The sequence below is a fragment of the Nostoc sp. JL31 genome, assembly GCF_017114965.1.
GTDB lineage: Bacteria > Cyanobacteriota > Cyanobacteriia > Cyanobacteriales > Nostocaceae > Nostoc > Nostoc punctiforme_A.
Map to the genome: position 1 here is coordinate 50,410 of NZ_JABXKO010000015.1, position 18,231 is coordinate 68,640.

The 18,231-nt window shown below is 42.1% G+C and carries 17 protein-coding genes and 1 pseudogene; 14 read left to right on the forward strand and 4 right to left on the reverse strand.

Translation table 11 applies throughout. The features are described from left to right. Window positions 1-699: 699 nt before the first annotated feature. From HWQ43_RS02465 to HWQ43_RS02510, 10 genes are all read left to right on the forward strand, one after another. Entirely contained in the window at window positions 700-1,113 is a 414-nt protein-coding gene (locus tag HWQ43_RS02465; RefSeq protein ID WP_292729774.1) for a hypothetical protein, read from the forward strand. After that, window positions 1,088-1,867 carry a hypothetical protein gene (locus HWQ43_RS02470; protein ID WP_292729777.1) on the forward strand — a complete coding sequence of 260 codons (780 nt, stop codon included), beginning with the start codon at window positions 1,088-1,090 and terminating at the stop codon, window positions 1,865-1,867. Before HWQ43_RS02465 ends, HWQ43_RS02470 begins: the two co-directional genes overlap by 26 nt. Before the next feature lie 565 nt (window positions 1,868-2,432). Beyond that, window positions 2,433-2,969, forward strand: coding sequence for a GAF domain-containing protein (locus HWQ43_RS02475; protein WP_292729779.1), 537 nt, complete (start codon window positions 2,433-2,435; stop codon window positions 2,967-2,969). A gap of 143 nt (window positions 2,970-3,112) precedes the next feature. After that, a complete protein-coding gene (locus HWQ43_RS02480; RefSeq protein WP_292729782.1) occupies window positions 3,113-3,502 on the forward strand; it encodes a VOC family protein in 390 nt (129 codons plus the stop codon). 231 nt (window positions 3,503-3,733) lie between these two features. Then, a complete protein-coding gene (locus tag HWQ43_RS02485; RefSeq protein WP_114085290.1) occupies window positions 3,734-4,066 on the forward strand; it encodes a DUF433 domain-containing protein in 333 nt (110 codons plus the stop codon). 6 nt (window positions 4,067-4,072) lie between these two features. Next, window positions 4,073-4,246, forward strand: coding sequence for a hypothetical protein (locus HWQ43_RS02490; protein WP_292729787.1), 174 nt, complete (start codon window positions 4,073-4,075; stop codon window positions 4,244-4,246). Then, window positions 4,233-4,427 (forward strand): hypothetical protein, encoded by a 195-nt coding sequence (locus tag HWQ43_RS02495; RefSeq protein WP_292729789.1) that lies wholly within the window; start codon window positions 4,233-4,235, stop codon window positions 4,425-4,427. The genes HWQ43_RS02490 and HWQ43_RS02495 overlap by 14 nt, the downstream gene beginning before the upstream one ends. A 93-nt stretch (window positions 4,428-4,520) precedes the next feature. After that, complete coding sequence (locus HWQ43_RS02500) at window positions 4,521-5,729, forward strand: class I SAM-dependent methyltransferase (protein WP_292729792.1); 1,209 nt, start codon at window positions 4,521-4,523, stop codon at window positions 5,727-5,729. A 412-nt stretch (window positions 5,730-6,141) separates the two neighbouring features. Continuing rightward, complete coding sequence (locus HWQ43_RS02505) at window positions 6,142-7,008, forward strand: NAD(P)-dependent oxidoreductase (RefSeq protein ID WP_292729795.1); 867 nt, start codon at window positions 6,142-6,144, stop codon at window positions 7,006-7,008. Between the two features lie 427 nt (window positions 7,009-7,435). After that, window positions 7,436-8,947 carry a hypothetical protein gene (locus HWQ43_RS02510; protein ID WP_292729798.1) on the forward strand — a complete coding sequence of 504 codons (1,512 nt, stop codon included), beginning with the start codon at window positions 7,436-7,438 and terminating at the stop codon, window positions 8,945-8,947. Window positions 8,948-9,289: 342 nt separating this feature from the next. Here HWQ43_RS02510 and HWQ43_RS02515 read toward each other — a convergent pair whose 3' ends face one another. Further along, complete coding sequence (locus HWQ43_RS02515) at window positions 9,290-11,365, reverse strand: chromosome segregation ATPase (RefSeq protein ID WP_292729801.1); 2,076 nt, start codon at window positions 11,363-11,365, stop codon at window positions 9,290-9,292. 160 nt (window positions 11,366-11,525) lie between these two features. Further along, a complete protein-coding gene (gene hslO, locus HWQ43_RS02520; protein WP_094350038.1) occupies window positions 11,526-12,425 on the reverse strand; it encodes an Hsp33 family molecular chaperone HslO in 900 nt (299 codons plus the stop codon). 221 nt (window positions 12,426-12,646) lie between these two features. Here hslO and HWQ43_RS02525 point away from each other — a divergent pair, with 221 nt between their 5' ends. Then, window positions 12,647-13,033, forward strand: a complete 387-nt coding sequence (locus HWQ43_RS02525; RefSeq protein ID WP_292729803.1) for a hypothetical protein — start codon at window positions 12,647-12,649, stop codon at window positions 13,031-13,033. Window positions 13,034-13,339: 306 nt separating this feature from the next. Here HWQ43_RS02525 and HWQ43_RS02530 read toward each other — a convergent pair. Continuing rightward, window positions 13,340-13,764: pseudogene (locus HWQ43_RS02530) on the reverse strand (universal stress protein). Between the two features lie 378 nt (window positions 13,765-14,142). After that, window positions 14,143-15,444 carry a histidinol dehydrogenase gene (gene hisD, locus HWQ43_RS02535; protein WP_292729805.1) on the reverse strand — a complete coding sequence of 434 codons (1,302 nt, stop codon included), beginning with the start codon at window positions 15,442-15,444 and terminating at the stop codon, window positions 14,143-14,145. A 738-nt stretch (window positions 15,445-16,182) separates the two neighbouring features. Here hisD and rpsT point away from each other — a divergent pair. The 3 genes from rpsT to HWQ43_RS02550 all read left to right on the forward strand — a co-directional run bounded on the left by rpsT (window position 16,183) and on the right by HWQ43_RS02550 (window position 18,067). Next, window positions 16,183-16,479 carry a 30S ribosomal protein S20 gene (gene rpsT, locus HWQ43_RS02540; protein WP_292729807.1) on the forward strand — a complete coding sequence of 99 codons (297 nt, stop codon included), beginning with the start codon at window positions 16,183-16,185 and terminating at the stop codon, window positions 16,477-16,479. 84 nt (window positions 16,480-16,563) lie between these two features. Further along, complete coding sequence (locus tag HWQ43_RS02545) at window positions 16,564-17,361, forward strand: TatD family hydrolase (RefSeq protein WP_292729809.1); 798 nt, start codon at window positions 16,564-16,566, stop codon at window positions 17,359-17,361. A gap of 418 nt (window positions 17,362-17,779) precedes the next feature. After that, window positions 17,780-18,067 carry a hypothetical protein gene (locus HWQ43_RS02550; RefSeq protein WP_292729812.1) on the forward strand — a complete coding sequence of 96 codons (288 nt, stop codon included), beginning with the start codon at window positions 17,780-17,782 and terminating at the stop codon, window positions 18,065-18,067. Window positions 18,068-18,231 lie beyond the last annotated feature (164 nt).

Below are 18,231 nucleotides of genomic sequence, written 5' to 3' on the forward strand. Positions count from 1 at the left end.
TGCTCTTTTTTTTATAATTTTTGAAGACGCGATAAATCTTTGAAGACGCGATGAATCGCCGTCTCTACAATAATTAGCCCTTTGTAGAGACGGCGATTCATCGCGTCTTTGTTATATTACGTAAAACACCGAAATGAGAAAGCAAACTGGGGTTTGAGAAAGTAAAAGTTTATTTTGCTTGCGGAAAACACCGAAATGAGAAAGCAAACTGGGGTTTGAATAAGTAAAAGCTTATTTTGCTTGCGGAAAACACCAAAATGAGAAAGCAAACTGGGATTTGAATAAGTAAAAGCTCATTTTGCTTGCGGAAAACACTGAAATGAGAAAGCAAACTGGGGTTTGAATAAGTAAAAGCTTATTTTTAGAAAGCATTTCAGTGTTTTGAGAAAGTAAACAGACCTTTTTATAAAGCAATTAGGCGTTTTGATAAAGTAATCAGCAAATATACTTGACAATAAAAAATCACGGACAAACAAATAAAGCCGACGTTTAGAGAAATTGATAATTTTTACGTATAATTTCTCAGCCTAATTAAATGTAAAGGATTTATAAAGTATAAAAAGCATGGTAAAAATTTAACTCCTATAAACAAGGTTTCTTGAAGTCCGCCAGCGCGGACTTAATTTTTAGAGCCACAGATTTATTTTCTGAGTGGCAAATTTACCATGTTTGGTTTTTATTTCCCAAGTATGGTAAATTATGTCACTCAATTTTAAAAGAACACGCGATTTACTATATAACTTTCAATTTAGTGATTTATTTATAGAAGAATTAGGTTGGTCTAAACCCTCAAGACAAAAACCTGAAAATCATTTTTATGGTGAATTTCTCAAGGCTTTGTTTTTTGAAAGTTTTGCTAAACATGAGATTGAACGCGATTTATCTGTACAAGAATTGGTAGGAAAGGTTAAATACCTGAATGGTGGATTATTTCTCAAGCATCATATTGAAGATAAATATCAAATTTCTATAGTTGATAAGGCGTTTGAGCAAGTTCTAGATTTATTTGGGCGTTATTCTTGGAATCTGGATGATACGCCGGAAGGTAAAGATGATGAGATAAATCCTGATGTTTTAGGATATATTTTTGAGAAATATATTAAAAAGCAATGATAGTCATTTATTCAAACAACAGCCTGTTAAAGGAAGATTGTCATTATATGAAGGCAAGATGATTCATCAGTTCACTCATCTACATGCTGAACCAAAATATTGGGTGGATGAACAAGAAGGCAGGAAAGCTTTATTAGGACGAAATGAAAGTGATACAGGTCAATATTTAGATTATCAAAGCTACCGCTTAGGGTTTAGAGCTATAGCTAGGAATACTGATGCTAGAACACTTATCATAGGAGAAATACCAAAAAATGTATTTTGTGGCAATTCGGTTTTAGTTATTTCTGGAATGACTATGATATCAAGTTGCGAAATAGTTTTTGCTCAAGCTATTTTCAATTCATTTACACTTGATTTCTATGCTCGGCAAATGGTATCTGCCAATATAAATATGTTTTACATTTACCAGTTATCCGTACTACGTTTAACAAAAAACGATCGCAACTTCAACGATATTGTACAACGCGCCGCCAAACTCATCTGCACCACACCAGAATTTGATGAACTCGCGCAAGAAGTCGGTCTAGGTTCCCATCAACAAGGCGTTACCGACGAAGCAGAACGCGCCAAACTCCGCGCAGAACTCGATGGAATGGTAGCACATCTTTACGGCTTAACTGAAGATGAATTTAGCTACATCCTCACTACCTTTCCGATTGTGAATGCAACGGTTAAAGAAGCAGCATTGTCAGCTTACCGTACCTTTGCCCCAATGTTTGGAAACTCAAAAATAGAACTTACGCAAAAGTAGACGCTGTAGAAGCGCGAATTACCCCCCTTAATCCCCCCTTGCAAAGGGGGGAAACCGGAAAATCTTGTTCCCTCCCCTTTGCAAGAGGAGGGTTAGGGTGGGGTAAAACCTTGGTTAATCAGCTATTTCAGAATTGTGTATACACGGTAGCTTCAAAAGGGAAGAACCCGGAATTAAAGCGGGGGATTTAGAGGAATCTAAAACGTTTTGCTACCATGAAAAGGATTTTTCAAACATCCTCAAATATCTGTAACGAGGAATACAAACTAAATTGTTACATTAGAGTTTGAAGTATATTTATTGCCTCAAGCTAGGGAAAGACAAAACATATTATTTGTAAATTTCCAAAATCCTTAATACTAAATTTATAATTTTGAATTATTTTTGGTAAGAATTAAAAATTGTAGTTTCTTAATAATTTATTTTAAATTTCCTAAAAAGGTTGACTACAATTATGTTTCGTTAAAATTGAATTGCTGCTATAAATACAAAAATGTATTTAAATAAGGTCTAATAAATTACCATATAAATCCGGCAGCATTTACCTAGTCGTAATTTTAAAACCGTGCAAATTCATCCTCACTCCGAATTTAACCATAGCAACGATCGCCGCGAGCAGGGTTTGCAAAAATTGCTTGATCGCCTTGTCAGGTCAATAGAGCAAAATGAGTTAGTCCGGCAAACAACAAATCAACTCAGAGAATCGCTTCAGGTTGATCGGGTAGTGTTGTATTATTTTTACAGTCAGTGGGAAGGACAAGTGACTTTTGAATCTTTGAGTTCTAAAGAATTTTCAATACTTGGTTCCACTGGCCCAGATGATTGTTTTAACAACGAGTATGCTGGTTTATACTTAGCAGGACGGGTAAAGGCGATCGCTGATATTGAATTAGAACCAATCCAGCCTTGTCACCGAGATTTTCTCCGCAATTTGCAAGTTCGCGCTAACTTGGTTGTACCAATTGTCATCCCTAGAGGATTATGGGGATTGCTAGTAGCACATTACTGTCAAGGGCCTCATGATTGGTCGCCATCAGATATAGAAATGATGCAAACAGGGGCGCAAACTCTAGCAACAGATCGTAATATTTTGGAGAGCTAAAATAATTCGTCATTTGTCATTCGTAGTTAAAAGGGTGGTTAGAAACCGCTTCTATACAAGGCTTTACCCACACTTCGACAGGCTCAGTGACCGCCTTCGTGGGTTTCAAACTCTCAATTTTTTCTAGATAAGGAGAAAGAATTATGAAATTTGGTTATACGGTCATCTGGGTAGACGATGTAGTTAAAACGGTTGAGTTTTACGAAAAAGCTTTTGGTCTGGTTCGTCGCACTCTCCAGGATAAAGGACAATCTATCTGGGCGGAAATCGAAACTGGCAGCACTACATTAGCTTTCTCTTCAAGTAGCGAAGCACAGAAATTATTTCCTGGTGGCTTTCATGCCAACGATCCCACACAACCACCGCCATTAATTCAGATATCATTTATTACCCCCGATGTTGGCAGTGCTTACATGAGAGCGATCGGTGCTGGTGCAAAAACACTAGATGCCCCTAAAAGCCAGCCTGGGGGACAAATGATTGCTCGTGTCCGCGATCCCAATGGTGTGCTGGTATCGTTGGTGAGTGTTTAAGTAATGCCGTGTGCGACTTTCTCTCAGACCTAACCCCCAACCCCTTCCCTACAAGGGAAGGGGAGCAAGAATCAAAGGCTCTCGACCTTTCGGGGAGAGGAATGGAAGTGGGGTTTCAAGAATAAGTTGCACATCGCGTTAAGTAGCAAATTGCCTTCTATTAATCTAGATAATTGCTTCTAGATTTGGCTTATACTGACCATAGGAAAACAGCAGTGCTCAGATATTAAAATGCTACTTATTCCTACTGTTACCCCGATTCCCCTTGTAACTGATGCAAATGGTGTTGTTAGAATTAGCAAAACTCGCATCACTTTAGATACAGTTGTTACAGCTTTCCTTGAAGGGGCTACAGCAGAAGAGATCAGAGAACAGTACCCATCGCTTCATCTTTGGGATATCTATTTGGTGATTGGTTATTACTTACAACACCAAGGTGAGGTTGATACCTACCTTCTAGAGCGTCAAAGACTTGCCACGAAAGTTCAGCAGGAAGCTGAAAAGCGTTTTAACCCTATTGGAGTGCGCGATCGCCTTTTAGCAAGACGCAACCCACAAGGGTAAATTACGATGCTGCGTTTCTTGGCTGATGAGAACTTTAATAATCAGATTATCTGTGGTGTTCTGCGTCGTAACATTAATGTTGATATTATCCGTGTTCAGGATGTTGGATTGACTGAAGCAGACCGACCCAACTGTATTAGAATGGGCAGCGCAAAACAGGCGTGTGGTGCTAACTCATAATGTTGCGACGATGACAACTTTTGCTTATGAACGATTACAAGCAGGCTTGGCAATGCCTGGTTTATTTGAGATCAGTCGTCGTGTTTCAGTTGGTTTAGCGATCGAGGAAATTTTGTTGCTAGATGAATGTAGCTTAGAAGGAGAATGGGAAAGACAAGTCCGGTTCTTGCCTTTGCGTTAACAATTAGAGGCGATTAATTGGACTGACGTTGGTGTAGCCCGTCGTTGGTAAGCATTTATTTTCTGTAGCCCCCAATCTAAAATCTGAAATTTTATGGATTCCAATGCTTTGCTGTGTACAGCGATCGCAAATCATATTACCACTAGTCCTCAACAACGAATTACTTTCGCCCAATTCATGGATTTGGCACTATACCACCCTGAATACGGCTACTATTCCAGCGATGCCCTCAAAATTGGCTTTAAAGGTGGTGATTTTTTCACCTCTCCTAACCTCTGTGCTGACTTTGGCGAGTTACTAGCAGAACAATTTTTGCAAATGTGGGAGATTTTAGGAAAACCTGTACCCTTTTCTCTGGTAGAAATGGGAGCAGGTCAAGGATTGCTAGCTTTGCATATCCTTAAATATCATCAACAGCACTACCCAGATTTTTTGACAGCGCTGGAGTACATCATTGTTGAAAAGTCCCCAACTTTAAGACAAGAACAGCAGCAACGCTTAGAAGATTTCCCTGTGCGTTGGTGTAATTTAGAGGAGATACCACCAAATGCGATCGCAGGCTGCTTTTTCTCTAACGAGTTAGTAGATGCGTTCTCTGTACATCAATTCATCCTAGAAACGGGAGAACTCCGAGAAATTTATGTGACAACAGATAAGAATGAGAAAGAAACCAATGCCCCATGCCCCATGCCCCATGCCCCATGCCCATCATTTGTAGAAGTCACAGGAGAACCTTCAACGCCCCAACTGGCTGAATATTTAGACTTAGTGGAAATGAACTTTACCCAAAGTGCATATCCAGATGGCTACCGTAGTGAAATTAATTTAGCTGCTCTAGACTGGTTGAGTATAGTAGCAGACCGCTTGCAGCGTGGCTATGTGTTAACAATTGATTATGGCTACCCCGCCAGCCGTTACTATAATCCCAGGCGATCGCAAGGAACACTACAGTGTTATTACCATCATCGTTTCCATGACAACCCTTATATTAATATTGGGCGACAGGATATCACTGCCCATGTTGACTTTACGGCTTTGGAACGCTGGGGCGAACGGTGCAATTTAAAGAATATTGGTTTTATCCAGCAGGGATTATTTTTGATGGCGTTGGGGTTAGGCGATCGGATTGCAGCCCTTTCCGAGCAAAAGCAACCTCTCTCACAGTTACTACAGCATCGGGATGCACTACACCAACTTATAGATCCCACAGGACTCGGCGGCTTTGGAGTCTTAATTCAGAGCAAAGGTCTGGACAATACAGAAATTTCTCAACCATTAAAAGGATTGATTCTGCCAGAGTAAGCGTAAAGAAAGAAAAGTTAAAACTCTATTTAAGAATGCAGTATCAGCCTTATTTAGACTAGCATAACAGTGATTACTGTAAAGTTAAACACACTACCAAAGTAATAATTATGTCCACTCACGACCTGTTAATGCTAGTAACACTACTTACCCCTGGTATTTTACTTTCAGTCATAATTATGTTGACTTTTGCTGCCGGTGGTTGATTGCCAGAGTTAGGGAGTAAGAAAACTGGGATTAAGGATTGTATCTTAAATTTCAAATAACTACTTCCCCACTAAATCTAAATCAAACAATGCGATGTTCATAATGGGCTATGAAGCTCAATGACTCGCTCTAAGCGTTGGCGCAGCCTCTCTAAGAGTTGCTATGCGATCGCTATCGGTGACGCTGTATTAAAGGAACGTAAAAAATGAAGGTGGCATTTCTGGGAACTGGACTAATGGGACTACCAATGGCTCAAAGGTTATTAGCCGCAGATATACAGCTAGTTGCCTACAATCGTACCCCAGAAAAATTAGCACCACTACAAGCAGCTGGGGCTGAAATTGCTACACATCCCCGCCACGCCATTCGTGCTGCTGAGTGCGTAATTCTCATGTTGACTAATGCCCCAGCTATTTATAATGTGTTGCTTTCAGATACTGCTTGGCAAACTCTGGAAGGGCGCACAATCATTCAAATGGGAACAATTACGCCCACAGAAAGCCAGGAAATTAGAGATGCAGTTATTGGGGGTGGTGGTGAGTATTTAGAAGCCCCCGTATTAGGGAGTATCCCAGAAGCAAAAGCTGGTAAGTTGAGTGTTATGGTAGGGGCCGAGCCAGAACAATATCAACGGCACTTAAAGTTACTCCAAAATTTTGGCACAGAACCTTTACTTATCGGGCCAGTGGGATCTGCGGCGGCGCTTAAATTGGCACTAAATCAACTAATAGCTTCTCTAACAACTAGCTTTGCTCTAAGTCTAGCTTTTGTCCAGCGTCAAGGTGTCGATGTGGATGTGTTTATGCAAATCTTGCGCGACAGTCCCCTCTACGCACCTACCTTTGACAAAAAGCTACAACGGATGTTAGATGGCAATTATGCCGATCCGAATTTCCCCACAAAACACTTGCTCAAAGATACGGAATTGTTTATCTCAGAAGCGAAATCTCGAAGTTTGGATCTCAGCAGTATTAAAGGTGTGCGGCAAATCTTGCAAACAGCCGTGAAAATGTCATTTGCCGATGATGATTACTCATCACTATTTTCTGTAATTAAAGAATGGGGAGAGTGATGGAGGAATAAAGAGTTTAAGCTCATCTCACATCTGAAGGTAGTGGGGAGTTAGGCACTAACGTCAGGTTTCCTGACTTATACCCCTGTCCAGAAGCAAGCTACACCCAGCGTCTTCCTTGGAAAGAAGGAATTGTTGTTAGTTTCGCCGACTTATTCGTGTAGCATTTCTAACAGCAGTTTCTTCTCACGTCAAATGGCGTTTGACGAGCAAAGCCCAACAAATACCTTGGTCATGTTGGGCTTCGCTAATATTCAAGACAGTAAGCGCAATTTTTCTTAACCTAAGCCTATTGACTTATACGCTCCTCGAAAAAGATAAATTAAAACTTTTTAAAATTAAAATATAGTCAAATTCCGAATATACTTTGAAAATCAGGACTTTTACCTTAGTATTTACACTTAAAAAGTAATAAAGAAGGTATTAAATGAGGCTTTTTACAATTGGTGACAGTGTTTCTCAAGGCTTTATGTCTTTGGCAGCAGCCCGGACAGACCTTTGTTTTTCAACTTTGATTGCTAGGTCAATGGGGCAAGGAGTTGGTACTCAATATCTCTATCCTGAATGGTTAATGGGCGGACTACCAGCCAATATTGAGAAGATTCTCCGGCGTTTGGAGAAAAAATATGGCTCAGATATCAACGCCCTAGATTGGCTGACCATATTGCCAACTCTTGAAGCTGTACTTGATGAAACTGAAGATTTCTTTGAACGGGGAGCCGGTAGTGCTGAACACCCTTATCCAGGAGGAATTGAATTCTTCCACAATGTAGCAATTCAGGGCTTTGATATTGCTGATTCTTGGATGATAACATCCAATATTTGCAAGTATCAAATTAAACTTAGTAACGACAAAGGAGATGGCAAGCCTGGGTTTTTGACTCTGCCCAATGCTGCCTTCTATCGAACTGCACTTAAAGTTCTCAACCCGTCTTTAAATCCTCTTTTTGACGACTATAGCCAACTTGATTGGTTGAACCATCATGCAACCGCTTCAGGAGGAGTTGATAATTTAATTCTTTGGTTAGGAGCAAACAATGCCCTTGGAACTGTGATCAGTTTACAAATTAATCAAACTCCCAATGACCCAAATCAGACTCTTAACAGCCCAAGTCAAAATCCCCAATCATTTCGTGAGGTAAGAGAACAATGGAACCTGTGGCATCCCAATGATTTCGAGGCTGAATATCGAGAATTGCTCAATCGGGTTGATGCAATCATGCAAAATAACACCAACCCTAATTGGAATGTCTTCATTGGCACAGTACCGCTTGTAACTATTGCACCATTGGCAAAAGGTGTAGGTTCAATTACTGAAATTGATGTGCCAGGAGAGGATAAACCTTCGCGTTACTACAAATACTATACCTATTTCCCCTTTGAAGAGGACACGGTTAGAGAAACCGGAACCTTATACCTGACGCTACAAGATGCCCTCTACATTGATGACTGTATTCGCACATACAATAAAGTAATCAAAGAACTGGTCAAGAGCAAGAACAGTCAGTATCCGCAACCGCGTTATCATATTGTCGATCTTGCCAATGCTTTACAACAAATTGCCTTCAAGCGAAATGCTGGACAAGTGCAGTATGAATTCCCAAAAGAATTCAAGTTTGTCTATCCCCAGGTCAATACAAAATACTACCACGCAGACACAACTGGACGACTACGACAAGGTGGACTATTTAGTTTAGATGGGATTCATCCATCTGCCATTGGTCAAGGGTTGATTGCTTATGAATTCCTCAAAAAGATGAAAGATGTTGGAGTTGTTAATAACACTCAACTAGATTGGAAGTCGATCTTTTCCAGCGATCAACTTTATTCCCAACCTATTACTTTGATGCATGAGTTTTACGATAATAAAGAATTTGCTGAAACCATCATCAAGCTATTTGGCAGCAATCCACTTTCCAGAAACCCAGTTAAGAATTGAAGACTTAATCCTAGATTGTCTCTGGTTATAGCTTCGTGCTTATTTGAGTAAGAAAATTTAAAGTCTTAAAGGATGTTTGAAAAGTATTTTTGTAACATCTAAGCCTCGAAAACCTAACCCTTCCTCACCGCCATTTCCTACAAGAGAATGGAGTTTTAAACCCTCTTGACCTTTCGGCGAGAGGCTAGGAGAGAGATTTTGAGTATATGTACTTTACAACTTTTCAAACAACCTCTTACTGAGGATAAAGATTAGTAATACTGCTCACTATCGGCGATCTTGAGATGATCAGTGAGTAGCCACCCTATGGTCTATTGACTTGAAAATTGCTCTAATAGACGATCACTGACCATTAATAGTAGTTGAGCGGGGAAATGGTAGAGATTCAGGCACAGACGAAGGTTGAGGTTCAGGTTGAGGATTGAGAAAATCTTGCCAAGCCTTAATTTGCTCTTGCGCTGCACTGTAAGCAGCACTACCGCGTGGAACCGATTTGGCAATGTCAATGCCTCTAGCAATATCAGACTGACCTTGAGTGCGTGCTATTTCTAACAATTGCTGACTCCATTGGTCAATAGCCTGATTTGCATCCATACGTAAGATGCTATTGTTTGAAACTCGATCCGCCAGTCGTATTGCCTCAACTAAGGCTTCTGGAGTGCCAGCAGCCCCGACTTCTTGGGCTTTTTTCCAATTTTCTCTAGTGCGGATTTGCCCTTCCCAGTCATTGATCGCAGCTTGCGCTTCTTGTGAAAGCGCCCTTCCCGATGAGGCAATTTGTTGAGCTGTGCTAATAGCGGCGGTGAGATTTCCACTCTGGGCCAGTTCTTGTGCTTGATCTAAGTAAGGTTGGTCTTGAATTCGCTCAATCTTTCCTACCCAAGTACGAATTTTTTTCCGTGCTTCTGGATACAATGCACGACCTCTACGAATTTCGCTGGCCTGGGCGATCGCAGCTTGCAAGGAGTTAATATCCTCGAATATTGCTATCTGTTCGGCGCGGTCTAAGTAAGGTTGGTCTTCAATTGTCTCCACTTGGGCATTCCAGCGACCGATCTCTTGCCTAGCTTCTGTGCCTCTAGGATTGCTAGCAGGAATCAGCTGTACTTGGGCGATCGCTGCTGTTAAATTAGGGATTGTTCCCTGGCTAGCTAATATTCTTGCTTTTTCCAAATGGGCAACATCTTCAATTTCCAACTGCCAACGAGCAATTAGTTGCTGTGCTTCGTTATACACTGGTCTGGAGGGGTCGATTTGTTGTGCTTGAGCGATCGCTGCCTCTAAACCAGAAACATTACCGAGCCAAGCACTCCTTTTCGCGTCAGCTATGGCAATAAAATCATCAGTTTCGCCTTGTAGTTTCGTACTTTCCGGTATTTGCCTAGCAATATTCAGCGCTTCATCCGCATCCTGCTTATCTAGTTTTGCCTGTGCCAATTCCAGCATTTTGCGTCCAAATGCCGGGATCGCTTCCTGAGCTTTTTGGTAAAGGTAACTTTCCTGCCCAATGGACTCGGCTAACTTGATCGCTTCTAATAAATTATCGACTACTTTGCTGTTTGCTAAACTTTCGGCTTTTCCTAACTTATCGCCATCTTCCCGTGCTGTGGCAATGAGACGATTCAATTGGTCGTATTTAGTACCCGCCCAATATTGATTGTCTACGCGCAGCATTTTAGCGGATAACATGAACGCCGATTGCCAGCGCCGTTCTTTTACTTCAGCGATCGCACCATTGTATGTGGCTTCAGCTTTCGACCAAATCGACTGCCATTTGCCAATTTGCTCATCGACTAATTTATAAGCTGTTACATCTTCGGGTATTTTCTGAGCAGTAGCGATCGCTTCCTCTAAATTTCCGGTTTGGAAACTTTGATCGGCTAGCTTCAAAATATCCCGCGACCATTCTTCGATGAAACGATCGATTTCTCCATGCAACGGGTGATTTTGTGGTAGTTGCTTCACCAGAGCGATCGCTTGCAATAGGTCGTTCACTGTTTGCTTAGAAGCCGCTAACTGAGCGCAATGTAGCCGCACAGAAGCACTAGCTAGCGGCCAGAAAATCGATGGGCAATTAGGAGCAGTTGGCAACTTTAGCAGCATTGCCATTGCCAAGAATCCTACACTGCCGGGAATCAACATTAGTAGTACTAGCCACAATGTCCAGCTTTTCATCCAGCGTGGCCATTTCCCAGAAGTACTACTGAGTTGGGCAGTTTCTTGTGAATGACTATTTATAGATGATCCTTTCGGATGGTTTTTTTTTCGCCGCTTCACTGACTTGGAGTTAGAACCAGTAGCTGGGACATCAAATGGCTGAGTTTCACCGAATTGTTCTGTTCGGGATAATCTTTTATTTTGATCTGGCTCTCTTCCACTGGCTGAAGACCAACTGTCTGGAATATCCCGCTCTGTCATCTCTCACACCAAAATAATTGAATAGCGCTCTGTTTTAGGTTGATAATTCCATTGTTGACATAGTAACTTTCTCATCATTAAAAAGCTACTTTTTTGATTATCTCTCTCCCCAGAGTACCATTATCAATCTCAAAAATCAGTGCTATTTTATACTGTATCCTCAAACAGCAGATTCGGCTTGCAAATCGGAAATTAGTTGAGCTAACTGATCGCTACTTGCCTGGTAGACGTTGCCGCAAAAGTCGCAAGTTGCTTCAGCGCCATCATCTTTAAGAATCATATCTTGCAATTCAGCTTCTCCCAAAATCTTCAGTGCCCCCAAAACGCGATCGAAAGAGCAACCACAGTGGAAGCGCAACATTTGGCGTTCGGAAAAGATTTCCAACCCCATATCTCCCAATAAGTCACCAAAGATTTCAGGTAAGGTCTTTCCAGCTTGTAATAACGGCGTAAATCCTGCTAGACCAGCAACCCGTGATTCCAACGTTTCTACTAGGGCTTCGTCTCTGGCGGCTTTGGGCAATATTTGTATCAGTAATCCACCCGCAGCAGTTACTCCGGTTGCTCCCACGAACACACCTAAAACTAAAGCCGAAGGTGTTTGTTCGGAATTCACGAGATAATGAGCGACATCATCACCAATTTCGCCAGAAACTAGTTCTACCGTACTAGAGTAAGGATAACCATAACCGATATCCCGCACAACGTAGAGGTAGCCGCCACCCACAGCACCACCAACATCTAATTTCCCCTTGGCGTTGGGAGGCAATTCTACAGATGGATTCCCGACATATCCACGTACCGTACCATCTAAGCCTGCATCTACTAATATGCCACCCAAAGGCCCATCGCCCTTCACCCGAACATTCACCCTCGATCCAGTTCGCTTCATACTAGAAGCCATTAACAAACCCGCCGTCATAGTCCGACCCAGTGCTGCCGTTGCCACATAAGAAAGCTTGTGACGCTGCCGTGCTTCTTCTGTTAAACGTGTGGCGATCGCACCTACGGCACGAATTCCACCTTCGGCTGCTGTTGCACGAATTAACTGATCCGCCATGAATAACCTTACATTTCTTAACAAGTTCACTTTTTCTATTCTAAGTTCTCTGCTGCGAGAAAAGTCACGTAGTGGGGTGTTACGCAAATAAATGGTTGTCCTTGGTCATTGGTCATTGGTCATTAGTTATTTGCAAAGGACAAAGGACTAATGACTAATGACAAAAACTATTTGCAATATTAGAAATAGCGATGTCTTAATCTTTAGGTAATCCGAGAAAAATGCTGGGTAATTTTCAACAAAGCCAACTGCGGATCGAAATCGAAGCATCAACAGATGCAATTCGTGACAGTCTGCTGCATCCCGTGCAACTAAAAAAATGGCTTTTAGGGCAACGTTTTGCGCCAGGAATGCCAGAAGAACTGCTTCCCGGATTCCAGTTTACAACCTGGACTGGGCCAATCGCGATTCATCATCAAGTAAAAGTTGTCAAATCCAACTGCCTTCGCTTAGTACTCAGCGGAGGCATTGACGGGTTCCACGAATGGTACTGGGGAGAAGGTTGGGTACAGTCTCGCTTGGAAGGAATTTCAATTTTGCCCTTGAATTTCGGTCAAACACTCAGCTTGTTGAGCTTGCGTCAGTTTTTAGCAACTCAAGAACGCTGAATCGACTGAACGTAGAAACGGGATTCTCCTTGTCTCTATGGCTATCCCTTTCAAGGTAACTCGAAAAATCTCTTTTTCTCTCTGCGCCACGGACACTTTGCTCAAGTAGGGAAACCCACTAACGCAAGTGTCCTCCTCTGTGCATCTGCGGTTTAAAAGTAATTTATCTAACCACTCCAGACGCAGAGAACACAGAATTCTATGGGTTAAAATTCTTAAACCCTAATGCACAATGTTGACTACTTTCTAGACTTATGGGAATTTAGTCTTGGGCTGGTTATAGCCATTGGTTCCCCTTGCAAATCTTTACCTTGGTTTTACGACCAACACTGAACAATTAGCCTCTTCTACAACTTGACTGCTAACAGAACCCTGAACAATTCGTTTCATCCCCATCAACCCCCGACTGCCAATTATAATCAAGTCAGTTTTATAAATATTGGCAAGACGAATAATCTCTTCAGCGGGATCGCCAGTTACTAACTCTAACTCACTTCTAACTGATAACTTTCCTGATATAATTGAAGTTGCTTTTCAATATGAAAATAAGAAAACGTTGGGGACTCTGGCTGAGGGCGATCAGCAGGTAGTTCCATTTCTGACTCTGGTGTGAGAAACACATGACAGAGAATAACCTTGGCGTCTTTTGAAAACACCAAATTATCTAAAGCTTGAATTACTCGTTCTGAAATATCCGAACCGTCCAGAGCTACCAAAACACTATTTAGCACTGCTCTCGTCTCCTAAAGAGTAGACCCCTTACATACATAAGTATCTAGCAAAATTAGTCGTCAGTGACACGAAACTAATTTTTTATCTGACAACTTAGTTTATAGATTTAAAGCTAGGCTATAGGTCAGTGAGCTTTACAACACTTTAATAAGAACGGGTTATAGCAACTTTTCTGGAGAAGCTTTTCATGAGTTTATGGGAGAGGCTTTTCCTCTCCTATAAACTACTGTCTATTGGCAATGCCCGACTTGTGGACGCTTAAAGCGTGACTCAAGCCAGTCCCGATGAAACGAGTTTCACAGCCACACATGAAAATTTTCTAGGGACTGGGATTTTTACTCAGCACTGGCTTATCAGAAAAAATTAAGCATTCCAAATCACTCTTCTTGCTGAATTCGGCGTCGGACTGAATCAGCATGGGAAGGTAAACCTTCTGCTGTTGCTAGCACATCAATAGCACCAGCCACATTTTGCAGTGCGGTTTGGGAGTATTGAATAATACTAGAGTGTTTAAGGAAAGTTTCAACACCCAATGCTGAGGCATAGCGGGCAGCACCAGAAGTTGGCAAAGTATGATTAGGCCCTGCCAAATAGTCTCCTACAGCTTCTGGTGTTGAGTAACCCAAAAAGATTGCCCCAGCGTGGCGAATCTGTGGTAGGAGTGCCCAAGGGTCTTTGACTTCTAATTCCAGGTGTTCGGGGGCAAATTCATTTGAGAGTTCTGCTGCTGCTTGGAGCGATTCCACGACGATAATCAAGCCGTAGTGAGCGATCGCTTTTTCTGTGTCTATTCGCCGTGGATGATCAACTAGCTGTCTTTCCAAGGCTAATTGTACGTTTTTCGCCAAAGCAGCATCTGTCGTCAGCAAAATCGCTGCCGCCATTGGATCGTGTTCGGCTTGGGCTAGCAAATCAGCAGCTACATGCACTGGATTTGCGGTTTCATCGGCAATCACCAGCACTTCGCTGGGGCCCGCCAAAGAATCAATACCGACGGTTCCGTAGACAAGTTTTTTCGCTAGGGTGACATAAATGTTACCAGGCCCAGTAATCACATTCACTTTCGGAATCGTTTCTGTACCATAAGCTAAAGCGGCGATCGCTTGTGCGCCCCCAATGCGATAAATTTCTTTCACCCCTGCTTCTTGGGCAGCTACCAAGACTGCTGGGTTAATTGCACCCCCTGGGCCTGGTGGTGTTACCATCACCACGTGGGGTACAGCAGCAACATGAGCCGGAATTGCATTCATCAGCACTGTACTGGGATAGGCGGCACGGCCACCCGGCACATACAACCCGGCTCGGTCTACAGGGGTGTAGCGTTTGCCCAGTACTACTTCATCGTCACCAAAGTGTACCCAGCTTTTCGGTACTCGCTGACGATGAAATGCTTCAATTTGGCGGCAAGCTAGCCGAACTGCGCTCAACAACTCTTTTGATACCTGCTGATAGGCTGCATCCAGTTCCGAGCCTGTAACTCGGAGTTCTTCTGCTTTCAGGGTTTGTTTGTCAAATTCGTCCGTGTAATGCAATACAGCTTTGTCGCCTTGGCGCTTCACTGTTTGCAAAATTTCCCGCACCGTTGCTTCTTTGTGAAGCACCTGTTCGTCATGGGTGCGATCGCAGATCCGTTGTAGTTCTGCTCTAACGTCTGCCTGCTGAGTAATAATTCGCAGCATGGAGTAAGGACAATGCCAAAATTATAATATTGCCACCTGAGATTTAGTATTGCTCTTGACCCACTGGGGTGTACAAGCTGACTCTAATTCTCTTCTCTAGCTTAACCTGGATTTTTTTGATACTCTCAAGGCTACCAGCGTATAGTTTGCTTGAGAAGGCTACTTAATTGCTCAATCCGACAAGCCTTGACTGTCTATAGGCAGGAAGCAGGTATGCCATTTCCCGCTACCCTTACAACACCCTTTCCCTCAATTCTTGTGGGGTGCAGATCGTGTGTTTACACATCCAATCCCCTGAATTTACTGGGGGTAGGGTCTGAGTATAATTTTTACTTATTTCCCTAACTGTTTAGTAGTTAATTTGTGTACAGGCACGATATGTCGGTTCTATACTTGAGAAGCCCTGAAATTTAGCTCTTTACAGTTCCTGCCTCTAAATAATACATTTGGTTTACGGACAAATTATATTTATTGGCAATCACATTGCTTAATCAGGTTGTGATGAGTTAGGGTGACAGTTATTTAGATATATTTTATTTTAACGCATTTCCTCAATTGACGAAATACTGAATTGGCGAGTATAGACTATGGAACTAATACTAGTATTTCTCTTCATTCATGCCCAATACCTAATCCCATAATTTTTTTAGTAAATTATAACATTGGCAATTTGGATGCTATATTAGTAAGTCTAGTAGTGTGTGTACATAATTAATAATCGTATTTTTGGAATTGACTGTGGCGAATACAAAGTCTGCTCTCAAGCGTGCCGAAATCGCAGAACGTAACCGACTGCGTAATAAAGCTTACAAATCAGCAGTCAAGACGCTGATGAAGAAATACATCAATGCTGTAGCTGCCTATACAGCTAATCCTACCCCAGAATTAAAACAAGAAGCGCAGGCTCGGTTATCCGAAGCTTACGGCAAAATTGATAAGGCGATCAAACGAGGTGTTCTTCACCCTAACAATGGGGCAAGGAAAAAGTCAAGATTAGCTCACAGGCTAAAACCTCTCACACAAATAGCTGAGTAGTCATTGGTCATTTGTCCTTAGTCATTAGTCATTGGTAACAAAACAAACGACAAATGACGAAGGACAAACAACAAAGGACAAAAGATGCAACTGATAGACACCCATGTACATCTTAACTTTGATAGTTTCCAGCCGGATTTAGCAACAGTGCGATCGCGGTGGCAAGAAGCTGGTGTAGTGCATTTAGTGCATTCCTGTGTTCACCCAGAGGAGTTTTCCAGTATTCAATCCATAGCCCAAGAGTTTCCCGAAATTAGTTTTGCTGTAGGATTACATCCTTTAGATGCTGATAAATGGAATAGCGAGACAGCTGAGAAAATCAAAAGTTTAGCGAGTTCTGACTCAAATGTGGTAGCAATTGGGGAAATGGGGCTGGATTTTTACAAAGCTGATAACCAGGAACAACAGTATATGGTTTTCGAGTCCCAGTTGGCGATCGCATCTGAACTGAATTTACCAGTAATTATCCACTGCCGCGATGCTGCTGTAGCAACCAGAGAAGTGTTGCAAAAATGGCGGGAACTTAAGGGAGAAAGAGTGCGGGGTGTGATGCATTGCTGGGGAGGAACGCCAGAAGAAACCCAATGGTTTCTCGATTTAGGCTTCTATATCAGCTTTAGCGGTACGGTAACGTTCAAAAATGCCAAAGCAATCCAATCCTCAGCTGCAATGGTAAGTAGCGATCGCCTCCTGATTGAAACAGACTGCCCATTTCTCGCTCCAGTTCCGAAAAGAGGCGAGAGGCGCAACGAGCCTGCCTACGTACTTTATGTAGCCGAGCAAGTAGCTAAACTGCGTCATGAAACGGTAGAAGCGATCGCCCATCAAACCACCCAAAATGCCTGTGAATTATTCGGGTTGTCAATATCAAATGTGTTCTAGGATCTTTTGTTAAGTTGTGTAAAAAAAATAAACCTGTAGGGGGACAAAAATATGCTAATATTATTCCCTCAAAAACATTTTGCTTGCGTCATAATGATAAAAGAAGGAGCATATAAGTTCTCATCTTAATCTTCCATGCTGTTATGGCTTGGCCATCCTCAATATCTCTACAAGCGGATGCTCTTCACACATGACTAACTGTGCCAACCTAAATTGAGCTAGACTTTTGCACAACATCGGTTTACTTTGTATTGAACCTATTCAAAATCGTTAAACAAAAATTGCCTTGTGAGTACAATCAAGCAAAATGAAGTGATTCTGATTCAAAATCGACAAGGTGCGGATCATTCCCTCAGTCTTAGGATATCTAAAATATCACTGAGAGTATAAACAGCGGGGTGGATTTAAAACACACTGTGTGGAGCTGCGTCAACAAATTAACGCGCTTTTTGGAGGGGAAGTGAAGAAAGTAAATCAAATTCAGGAATATTTTAACTGGATATTCTATTTGAAATGGGCATTGGGGAGCCAGGGCGTTGGGTGGTTCTGCCGACTTTTCTCCCTGCTTTTAAGCAAGCTAGGCGTAGTTTCTCTTGTCAGAGATGCGATTGGCTTTATTGGGCATGAGATGCAAAGAGAAAAGACTTTCAGGAACTCTTACCATGCTTTCATAGTACCGATTACCCATTACTTAGTCCCTTATTAGGGGCAATTGCTTCCTTGTGAAAATTGCTCATTCCAGCCAGATTTAATCGCTGCTTTTGCCCAAAGAGGTAAATCACAAGTGTCTAAGAAAAAATTCCCAGACAGCCAAGGGCACTGGCTAGCAGTGGGAAGCGTCAAACAGCAGTGTCCAAGGGAAAATTTTAC